Annotated in this window: 1 protein-coding gene; it reads right to left on the bottom strand. The window is 66.9% G+C overall.

All coding sequences use genetic code 11. The features are described from left to right. Positions 1-45: 45 nt before the first annotated feature. The gene (locus D8M29_RS12310) at positions 46-1,293 is read right to left on the bottom strand and encodes an IS256 family transposase (protein ID WP_102708838.1); all 1,248 of its coding nucleotides are present in this window, start codon (positions 1,291-1,293) and stop codon (positions 46-48) included. Positions 1,294-1,416 lie beyond the last annotated feature (123 nt).

Raw genomic sequence — 1,416 nt, forward strand, 5'->3', positions numbered from 1 at the left:
GGTCAAGTCCCTGGAAGTGGTGTAACGACCTTCAAGGCATGAGAGTCAGGCCAGGGTCGGCATCACCTCCGCGCTCGCTCCGGTTGTCGAGGGGGTGTCCGGGTCCTGGTTAGAGCAGCGGGCCAACAACTCGAGTCCGAGATAGCGGCGGCCTTCGGCCCATTCATCGGTCTGTTCGGCCAGCACGGCCCCTACGAGCCGGATCACGGCGTCTCGGTTCGGGAAGATCCCTACCGCGTCCGTGCGTCGCCGGATCTCCCGGTTCAGCCGCTCGGCGGGGTTGTTCGACCAGATCTGGGACCACACGTCCCTCGGGAACGAGGTGAACGCGAGGATGTCCTCTCGTGCTGCATCGAGGTGCCCAGCCACCGCGGGCAGCCGATCGGTCACGTAGTCCAACAGGCGCTCGAACTGGGCATGCACCGCCGGCCCGTCGGGCTGGTCATACACGCTGTGGAGCATGGCCTTCACCGCCGGCCACATGCTCTTCGGGGTCACCGCCATCAGATTCGCCGCGTAGTGCGTGCGGCACCGTTGCCACACGGCCCCGGGCAGGTTCGCCGCCACTGCTTCCACGAGACCGCGGTGGGAGTCCGAGGTCACCAGTCTCACCCCGGCCAGGCCACGGGCCACCAGATCCGCGAAGAACTCGTTCCACGCCGCCCCGGACTCTGTGGTGGCCACCCTCAGCCCGAGGACCTCACGGCGCCCGTCGGCGTTGACCCCGGTGGCGACCATGGCCACCGCGTTGATCACCCGACCGCCCTCACGCACCTTCATGGTCAGGGCGTCGGCGGCGAGGAACACGAACGGGCCGGCCTCGCCCAGAGGCCTGTGACGGAAAGCCTCGATGTGCTCGTCGAGCTCTTGGGCCATCCGGCTGACCTGGGATTTCGAGAGGGAGTCGATGCCGAGCTGACGTACGAGCTTGTCCATGCGCCGGGTCGAGACGCCGGCCAGGTAGCAGTCAGCGACCACGGTGATCAACGCGGACTCGGCACGTTTGCGGCGCTCGAGGAGCCATTCGGGGAAGTACGTGCCGGCCCGGAGTTTGGGGATGGCCACATCGATCGTGCCGGCGCGGGTGTCCAGGGGTCGGTGCCGGTAGCCGTTGCGTTGTGCGGTACGGCTCTGGGAGGCCTGGCCGTACTCGGCGCCGCAGACCGCGTCCGCGTCGGCGGAGAGCAGGGCGTTGATCACGGTCTGCAGCAGGTGGCGTAACAGATCGGGAGAGGCCTCCCCGAGAGCTTCGCGCAGAAGGCGTTCAGGGTCGACAATGTGTGGAGCGGTCATCGTGGTGATGTCCTTTCAAGAGTGCTGTGGAAGGTTCACTCGAAGGCTCCCACGGTGACCGCGTCCGTGAAGGGGACGGTGTTGGCGACCGGGGAGGGTTACACCACTATCAGGGACTCAACT

Source organism: Micrococcus sp. HSID17227, assembly GCF_003989405.1.
In the GTDB taxonomy this organism is placed as follows: Bacteria; Actinomycetota; Actinomycetes; order Actinomycetales; family Micrococcaceae; genus Micrococcus; species Micrococcus luteus.